We start from the raw sequence: 8187 nt of genomic DNA on the forward strand, positions 1-8187 counted from the left end.
GCAATTAGGCGAAGATCCATGGTTAGCGATCATGAACCGTTACCCTAAAGGTTCTATCGTTAAAGCCCGCGTTACTAACCTGACTGACTACGGCTGCTTCGCTGAAATCGCTGAAGGCGTTGAAGGCTTAGTGCACGTTTCAGAAATGGACCACACGAACAAAAACATCCACCCGTCTAAAGTTGTTCAGATCGGTGACGAAGTTGATGTTATGGTTCTTGAAGTTGACGAAGAACGCCGCCGTATTTCTTTGGGTATCAAACAAACTCGCGCTAACCCGTGGGAAGAGTTTGCTAAAGACCACGACAAAGGCGAAAAAGTTTCTGGTACGATCAAATCTATCACTGACTTCGGTATCTTCATCGGCTTGCCAGGCGGCATCGACGGCCTAGTTCACTTGTCTGACATTTCTTGGAACGAGCAAGGCGAAGACGCTATCCGCCGTTACAAGAAAGGCGACACAGTTGAAGCGGTTATCCTTTCAGTTGACGCTGAAGGCAACCGTATCAGCCTTGGCATCAAGCAATTGAACAGCGATCCGTTCAATGACTTCTTAGCTGCTAACGAACGCGGTGCGCTGGTTAAAGGCACTGTAACTGCAGTTGACGCTAAAGGCGCGACTGTTAAGTTGGCTGACGAAGTTGAAGCTTCTCTGAAAGCATCTGAAATTAACCGCGACCGCGTTGAAGATGCAACTAAATTCTTAGAAGTTGGCCAAGAAGTTGAAGCGAAAATCATCAACGTTGACCGCAAGTCACGCTCTATCAACTTGTCTATCAAAGCGAAAGACGAAGCTGAAGAGAAAGAAGCTGTAGCTAACTTGCGTCAAGCGACGACTTCTCAAGACAATGGTCCTAAGACGATTGGCGACTTGATCAAAGCTCAAATGAACCACTAAGTAAGTGTCTGATTTGTATTGTTAATGTAAATTAAACAATACTTTTTACACAATTACTGTAAACGGTAGCGCAGTAAGCCATTATTGCGCTACCGTTTTGTATTTAAACAGGTTATTATTAGGAATCGATTCCAAGTAGCTTGATAATTAAAGAGGTCGCAGATGACTACTGAAGCACTTAATAAGTCAGACTTAATAGAGCGTATTTCTCTTAAAAACCCGCATTTAGCAGAACCGCTGGTTGAAGAAGCTGTTAAGATTATGATCGATCAGATGATTGAAGCGCTCTCATCAGACAATCGTATAGAGATTCGCGGTTTTGGCAGTTTTGCCTTGCATCACCGTGAACCGCGCGTTGGCCGTAATCCGAAAACAGGAAAATCGGTTGAAGTTGCTGCAAAAGCAGTGCCTCACTTTAAGCCAGGCAAAGCATTGCGTGATGCAGTAAACGGATCTGCCGGATAATTTAAGATTCAGAGGTAGTTTATGCGTTACGTTTTAGTCGTATTGCTTATTGTTCTGTTTGGCTATTCGCTGTTCCTTGTTTTGCAGAATGGAACTGAATTGTCAGTGGATTTGCTGTTTACGCAAGTGCCGGCAATGCGCCTAGGCCTGCTGCTTCTGCTGACTTTAGCCTTAGGTCTTGTACTGGGTCTATTACTGGGTGTTCAGGTATTCCGAGTATTCCAAAACAATTGGGAAATCAAAAGGCTGCGTAAAGACATTGAACACCTGCGCAAAGAGCAGATTCATGCAGCGCAATTGGCTGCTGCTGAGGCTGCTGCGCATACAAGGCATGAAAAGACTGTCTTGGATATTCACCCGGAAGATAAGAAATCAAACCCGCTGTAATGGCTGTATTGTTTCTAAGGCTCTTTATTGTTTAGCAGTAAAGAGCTTTTTTTTTGCTTATTTGGCTGGCTGAGGCTGGAAAAGCGGCTGTGGCATTACTAAAGCGCTGTTTCTGCTGCTGGCTGAGGATAAAATGCTGGGTCAGTGTCAAGCCGGAAAAGCGGATGGAATAGGCGGCCGCTAAAATAAAATTCTGATAAAAATAAAAACTGCAGATCAGTCGCATATTTTCAGGCATTGAAGGAAGATTCCCAGGCAATCTGAATTTCTGAACTGCGCTGATGCATATTGAGGCATGAAATCATCAGGTTTTTTTCCTGAGTGATGCTTTGCAGCTTTGTTCATCGGGTTAATCACTTTATAATTGGCCCACTTTTATGGGATGGAACTGAGATTCGTGAGTATTATTGTTGCCTTGGATGCCAAAAGCCAATATGACGCCTTAACAATAGCAGATCAGCTTGATCCATCATTGTGCCGAGTAAAAGTGGGCAAAGAGCTGTTTACCCATGAAGGCCCAAGTGTAGTGAAAGCTTTGCATGGCCAGGGCTTTGAGGTTTTTCTGGATTTAAAATTCCATGATATTCCGAACACGACTGCTCAGGCGGTTTGCGCAGCGGCGGACTTGGGCGTATGGATGGTGAATGTGCATGCATCGGGCGGCCGCAAGATGATGGAAACTTGCGCAGCACGCCTGCAGGCCGGAAACTATGCGACGCAGCTGATTGCGGTGACGGTTTTGACTTCAATGGGCCGGGAAGACTTGAAGGATATCGGACTGGACATTGAGCCGTTTGAACAGGTGCAGCGCCTTGCAAAACTGACCAAAGAAAGCGGCCTGGATGGCGTGGTGTGTTCTGCACAGGAAGCGAAAATGCTGCGAGAGACTTTGGGGCAGGACTTTGCCTTGGTTACTCCGGGCATCCGTCCTGCGGGTTCAAATGCCGATGACCAAAAGCGCATTGTCACGCCGAAACAGGCCATGCTGGACGGTTCTACGCATCTGGTGATTGGCCGACCAATTACGCAATCGGAAAATATGCGCCAAACATTGAAAGATATTTTAGCGTCGCTGTAATTTTACCCTCTCTAACTCTTTTCGCAGAGGGAGAGGGGAATCTTCATGATGGAATAGACTTTGTTCAGCCCTTTTTTTGAGAGGGGATTGAGCTGCAGGCGGTTAAAGCGCCGCCAGCACACTCACTGCAATCGGCGCCAGCACAGATAAAACAAAACCGCTGACCATGGCATGCGGGATGAAATCGTTGCCGCAGGCCTGCTTGACCATCGGCAAGGTCACATCCATAGCGGTTGCGCCTGCAGAAGAAATCGCGGAGCGCGGATAGCGCCAGCCGATTAAATACATAAATAAAATCGCAAAAATTTCTCTAAACAAATCATTAATTAAGGCGATGCTGCCTAAATGCACATTTTTCAGTTCAGTGACGACAATGCCGGTCATGGAATAAAAGCCATAGCCTTGGGCCAGCATAATCAAATCCTTCAGGCTGATATCGCTCAGGAAGAAAGACACCGCCGCCGCGCCTAAGGTTGAGCCGATAATGCAGGCTAGCGGGATCAGCAGAATCTTCCAGTTCAGCCATGAGCGGTCCAGCGGCGAATAGGCCAAATCTAAGCCGATCAAATACATAAAGGCTAAAAGCAGGTGCCATGTGCTGACCTGAACGCTGATGGAAAAATATGCAGAGAGTTCCGCAATGCCGTAGCCCAGCGCCAGCGCAAAAAAAGCGTAGCTGATGTTCAGCAGGGAGCCGGCCAGCAACTCTGCCGATACTTTGCCCTGCAGCGGCTGATAGCCGATGGCTTTAAATAGGACGTAGCAGCAGAGGAAGGCTCCGGCTGAAGTCGCCAATGCGATGCTGAGCGCGCTGAGTAAAATCTGCGCAGGGCTGCTGATGCTGTGCAGTGTCTGCGAAAATTCGATGGCAATCGCAATCAGCAGCACATAGGTGAAGTAGGGCAGAATTTTAAAGCAGAGCTGTTCAAATTTTTGCGGCAGCCTGCGGGCAAGAGCGAAGCCTAGAAAGAGGCAGAATAAAAGTTGGAAAATCAGCCAAAGCGATTGCATAACATATTATAGGCAGGTGAAGGACATCTGCCTATTATGACCTGTTCAGATTTAAGCTGCACGGCCTGCTTTGGATTTAGACAGCAGAAGATAGTCTGCAGGGTTCAGTTTTCTGGTTTGCAGCCAGTATTTCCATGTGTAGGTCGGCCAAAGCGCAAAATTTCTGCCTCCATCCTGCTGATACCAGCTCACGCAGCCGGATTGCCAAACTGTTCCGCTGAGCATCTCTTGAACGCGCGCGTTAAAGCGGTCTTGAACCTGATCCTTCACTGCAATGGCCTGGGTCTGGGTTTTTTCAACAAGATTCAGCATCTGCAGGATGTATTCCACTTGAGATTCAATCATGAAGATCACTGAATTATGCGCCAGCACGGTATTCGGGCCGAGCAGCTGGAACAGGTTCGGAAAGCCTTTGGTGCTGATGCCATAGTAGCTTTCTGCGCCGTCTTTCCATGCATCCTTTAATTCAATGCCCTGCAGCCCTGTGCAGTGAAATGGCTTTAAATAGATGCGCGGGTCGGTAATAAAGCCAGTGCCGTAAATCAGGCAGTCAATTTTCCGCTCTTTGCCGTCTTTGGTTAAAATGCCGTGCTCAGTCAGGGCCTGTATGCCTTCTGAAACCAGTTCCACATTGCTGCGGTTGAATGCTGGAAAATATTTATTCGAGACCAGAATCCGCTTGCAGCCCATGAGGTAATCGGGAGTGAGCTTTTTAGCTAAAGCCTTGTCTTTAACTTGCAGGCGGATATAGGCTTCCGCCAGTTTCTGCGCGTATTTCATGATTGCCGGCTGCATAATCGGCACAGCGCGGGACTCATTTGACCAGTACAGGCGCGCGCGGTGCAGTTTCCTGAAGCAGTCAAACTTTGCAAATAAATGCTTCTCAATATTTTTATACAGGCGCTCATCGCGCGGAATCACCCAGGCGGCTGTGCGCTGGAACACATAAAGCTGCTGAACTTGCGGGGCAATTTCAGGAATGTATTGAATGGCGCTGGCGCCGGTGCCAATCGAGGCGACAGTTTTGCCGCGCAAATCATATGCATGATCCCATTGCGAAGAATGAAAAACTTTGCCTTTGAATTTTTCGATGCCGGCAATCTGTGGAATTTGCGGCACATGCAGCGGGCCGGATGCAAAAATGACATATTGCGCCATTAAGGTGCTTTGATCGCTTAATGTGAGCTGCCATTCGCATTCATCTTCCAAATAAGCCGCGGCAAGCGCTTCGCATTGCAGGCGCGCATACCGCGCTAAGTCAAAGTCAGCAATTAAACCCTGAATGTAATCGAAAATTTCAGGCGCTTCGGCATAGCGCCTTGACCAGTCTGCTTTCGGCGCAAAGGACAGCGAATACATATGCGACTGCACATCACAGGCAGCGCCAGGATATTGGTTTTCACGCCATGTGCCGCCAAAGCTGCTGGCCTTTTCTAAAATGATGAAATCCTGAATATTGTTCTGCAGCAGGCGTATCGCCATGGCAATGCCGCCAAAGCCGCCGCCGATAATGGCAATCCGGGTTTTTTGAATGAAGGGGCGCTGCTGTGCATCATGCATGGTTTTAAGCTCTTATTGTCCTTATGCTGCCTAGCATAAAGCAGTTGGCCGCTGCAGCGCCATGATCCGCCTGACAGGAAAATTGATCTAAACGGCAATTTGCAAGCCCGGCTTTTTATAGTACAAAAGGTAAAAATATTCATGGATTTGTGCTGCTATGAAGCGATCTATTCTAAGCTTAATGTATCTGGTGCAGGGCATGCGCAAGGCCGGGATAGATGTCGATTCAAAACTGCAGGGCATTGGGCTGCGCATAGATGCGCTGGATGCAGCTTCAGTGATTCATCCCAGTTTAGAGCGGGATGTGCTGAAAGTCATTGGCGAAGGCGTGGCGCCGGAACAAGGCTTATTCATTGGGCAGCACTATGCGCTGGCGGGCTATGGCCCATTGCTGATGCTGCTGGTCACCAGTCCGGACATCCGCACCGTGCTGGATCAGGGCATCCGCTTTCAGCAGCTGACGCACTTAACCGGGCGCTTGGCGCTGGATTTTTCTGAGCGCCGCGCCACGCTGCGCTATCAGCCTCAGGATATGCATACTGCATTGGGCCTGCTGCTGGCGCAGGCTGAAATATCCGGCACTTACAAATTTATCCGTGATTTGTACAAAATGATGGGCTTGGCTGCGCCGCATGTGCAGATTGAGCTGCCGTTCCAGCAGCCGGCAGATCCGGCGCAGCTGGCGGTTTATCAGGGCTATTACGGCGCGCAGGTTAAATTTGGCGCGCAGTTTGCATCATTTGGGCTGGATCAGGCGGTGCTGGATGTGAAAATCCCTTCAGCAGATCCAGTTACCTTTAAGCTGTATGAATCTAAATGCATTGCCGAGCTGGAGCGCCTGAGGGCAGATGAAGGCGCGCCTTCGCTGGTGCAGCGGGTTCAGGATTATCTGGAGCTGCAGTCCGGGGCAATGCCCAGCATGGCGGAAACTGCGCAGGCGCTGAATGTGCCGGAGCGCACTTTGCGCCATCAGCTGCAGCAGCTGGACACCAGCTACAAGCAGATCCGGGAAGAGATTATTAAGGACAAGGCCTTGCGCCTGATGGAATATAAGGAATATTCAATTGAGATGATTGCGGAACTTTTAGGCTACTCGGAGCCTGCTGCATTTAACCATGCATTCAAACGCTGGTTTGGGCAAAGCCCGCGCCAATATACAAAATAGCCTAAGCATATTAATGCCAAAGTGTTATATATTACGGTTCAATCTTCGCTATACTTTTCTATAGCCCAAAATAGTATTAAATGATATGTCAGACTTTCAATCTCCACACAGCACCGCTTTTACTCCAATTTCACCGGCAGAGCGCTATGCGCAGGCGCTGGCCTCTGGACAATTTTTGCCGGATGACGCGCAGGCGCAGGCGGTGCATGAGCTGGACCGGGTCTGGCATGAGCTGCTGCAGCGCTTCAAAGCCTCTAAAAAGGCATTCCGCCGTTTCCGCCGCCAAAGCTCGCCGCGCGGCGTGTATATGTGGGGCGGTGTCGGCCGCGGCAAAACTTGGCTGATGGATCAGTTCTATGATTCGGTGCCGTTCCGCCGCAAAACCCGCATGCATTTCCATCATTTTATGCAGTATGTGCACCGCGAGCTGAACAAGCTGTCCGGCCAGCGCAATCCGCTGGATCTGGTGGCAGAGCAGATTTATAAAGAAGCGGTAGTGATTTGCTTTGATGAATTCTTTGTGTCCAACGTGACAGACGCAATGATTCTGAGCGACTTGTTCCAGAAGCTGTTCACCCGCGGCGTGACCTTGGTGGCGACCTCAAACATTGCGCCGGATGGCCTGTATAAAAACGGCATTCACCGTGACCGCTTTATTCCCACCATTGAAATGGTGAAAAAGCACTGCGCGGTGCTGAATGTCGATGCCGGCGTGGATTACCGCCTGCGCGTGCTGAAGCAGGCGCAGCTGTTTAAAACGCCGTTGACGCATGAAAATAAAGTCTGGATGGCGCAGCGCTTTACCGCGCTGACCCAGACTCAGGTGCAGTCGCAAGAGCCGATCATTATCAATAAGCGCATTGTAGAAACCATCGGCCATACCGAAGACGTGCTGTGGTGCGAATATTCAGAGCTGTGCCTGAAGCCGCGCAGCCCTGCGGACTTTATTGAGATTGCCAATATTTACAATACCGTGCTGGTCAGCAATGTGCCGCATATGACGGACTACTTATCTGAAGGCACGCGCCGCTTTATTTATCTGGTCGATGAGTTTTATGACCGCGGCGTCAAGCTGCTGCTGACCTCGGAAGATTCAATTATTGATCTTTACCAAGGCGAAAAGCTTGCCTTTGAAATTGAACGCACCCGTTCACGCTTGCTGGAAATGCAGTCAGATGATTACCTGAATTCTGCGCACCGCCAGATCAATGCGCCAGAGAATGCTGAATAGGCAAAAAAACTGCACCAAATGAGCGCCGCAATCCGGCGCTTTTTTTTATGCAAAATAGGCTGGCGAATTTATCGACATTTCGCGTTTTTCATGGCTTAATCTAGTTTCCCTAAGACTGAAAATGGATATTTTGTACAGTTTTGAGGCAAAATTCTGCACTTAAGTCTAATTTCGGCATTTCAAAAACTTTATAAACTGTTTGAGAGCATTCAAGCTGATGATAATGTCGCGTTTCTGATCTTCATTTCATTAAATAATAAGGGTATTTGTTTAATGGAAAATGATCGCTATTTAGTAATGTGATAGTGCTATTCAGCTAGGTATAAATAGGTATACTGGAATCTCTTGTTATAAAAAGTAGCAATATCAGGAAAGACAATGACTGCACGTAT

At 48.5% G+C, this 8187-nt stretch carries 8 protein-coding genes; 6 read left to right on the top strand and 2 right to left on the bottom strand.

Annotation, left to right across the window (positions count from 1 at the left end; all coding sequences use genetic code 11):
- The 4 genes from RSA72_RS10640 to pyrF form a co-directional block, all read left to right on the top strand.
- The coding region (locus RSA72_RS10640) for a S1 RNA-binding domain-containing protein (RefSeq protein ID WP_332624653.1) at nucleotides 1-898 on the top strand (898 nt) is incomplete at its 5' end.
- Nucleotides 899-1060: 162 nt separating this feature from the next.
- Complete coding sequence (locus RSA72_RS10645) at nucleotides 1061-1363, top strand: integration host factor subunit beta (protein WP_332624654.1); 303 nt, start codon at nucleotides 1061-1063, stop codon at nucleotides 1361-1363.
- Between the two features lie 21 nt (nucleotides 1364-1384).
- Entirely contained in the window at nucleotides 1385-1750 is a 366-nt protein-coding gene (locus RSA72_RS10650) for a lipopolysaccharide assembly protein LapA domain-containing protein (protein WP_332624656.1), read from the top strand.
- Between the two features lie 382 nt (nucleotides 1751-2132).
- Nucleotides 2133-2828, top strand: a complete 696-nt coding sequence (gene pyrF / locus RSA72_RS10655) for an orotidine-5'-phosphate decarboxylase (protein ID WP_332633165.1) — start codon at nucleotides 2133-2135, stop codon at nucleotides 2826-2828.
- 102 nt (nucleotides 2829-2930) lie between these two features.
- On the opposite strand, the gene RSA72_RS10660 is transcribed toward pyrF, so the two are convergent.
- A complete protein-coding gene (locus tag RSA72_RS10660) occupies nucleotides 2931-3839 on the bottom strand; it encodes a lysine exporter LysO family protein (RefSeq protein ID WP_332624175.1) in 909 nt (302 codons plus the stop codon).
- Nucleotides 3840-3890: 51 nt separating this feature from the next.
- Nucleotides 3891-5399 carry a flavin-containing monooxygenase gene (locus RSA72_RS10665; RefSeq protein WP_332624174.1) on the bottom strand — a complete coding sequence of 503 codons (1509 nt, stop codon included), beginning with the start codon at nucleotides 5397-5399 and terminating at the stop codon, nucleotides 3891-3893.
- A gap of 157 nt (nucleotides 5400-5556) precedes the next feature.
- Between RSA72_RS10665 and RSA72_RS10670 the strand changes: the two genes are divergently transcribed.
- Together RSA72_RS10670 and zapE are read left to right on the top strand one after the other, a co-directional pair.
- Nucleotides 5557-6564: a helix-turn-helix domain-containing protein gene (locus RSA72_RS10670; protein WP_332624173.1), complete on the top strand. Its 1008-nt coding sequence runs from the start codon at nucleotides 5557-5559 to the stop codon at nucleotides 6562-6564.
- A gap of 85 nt (nucleotides 6565-6649) precedes the next feature.
- The gene (gene zapE, locus RSA72_RS10675; protein ID WP_332624172.1) at nucleotides 6650-7795 is read left to right on the top strand and encodes a cell division protein ZapE; all 1146 of its coding nucleotides are present in this window, start codon (nucleotides 6650-6652) and stop codon (nucleotides 7793-7795) included.
- Nucleotides 7796-8187 lie beyond the last annotated feature (392 nt).

This window comes from Acinetobacter sp. (assembly GCF_036659555.1).
Taxonomy (GTDB): domain Bacteria; phylum Pseudomonadota; class Gammaproteobacteria; order Pseudomonadales; family Moraxellaceae; genus Acinetobacter.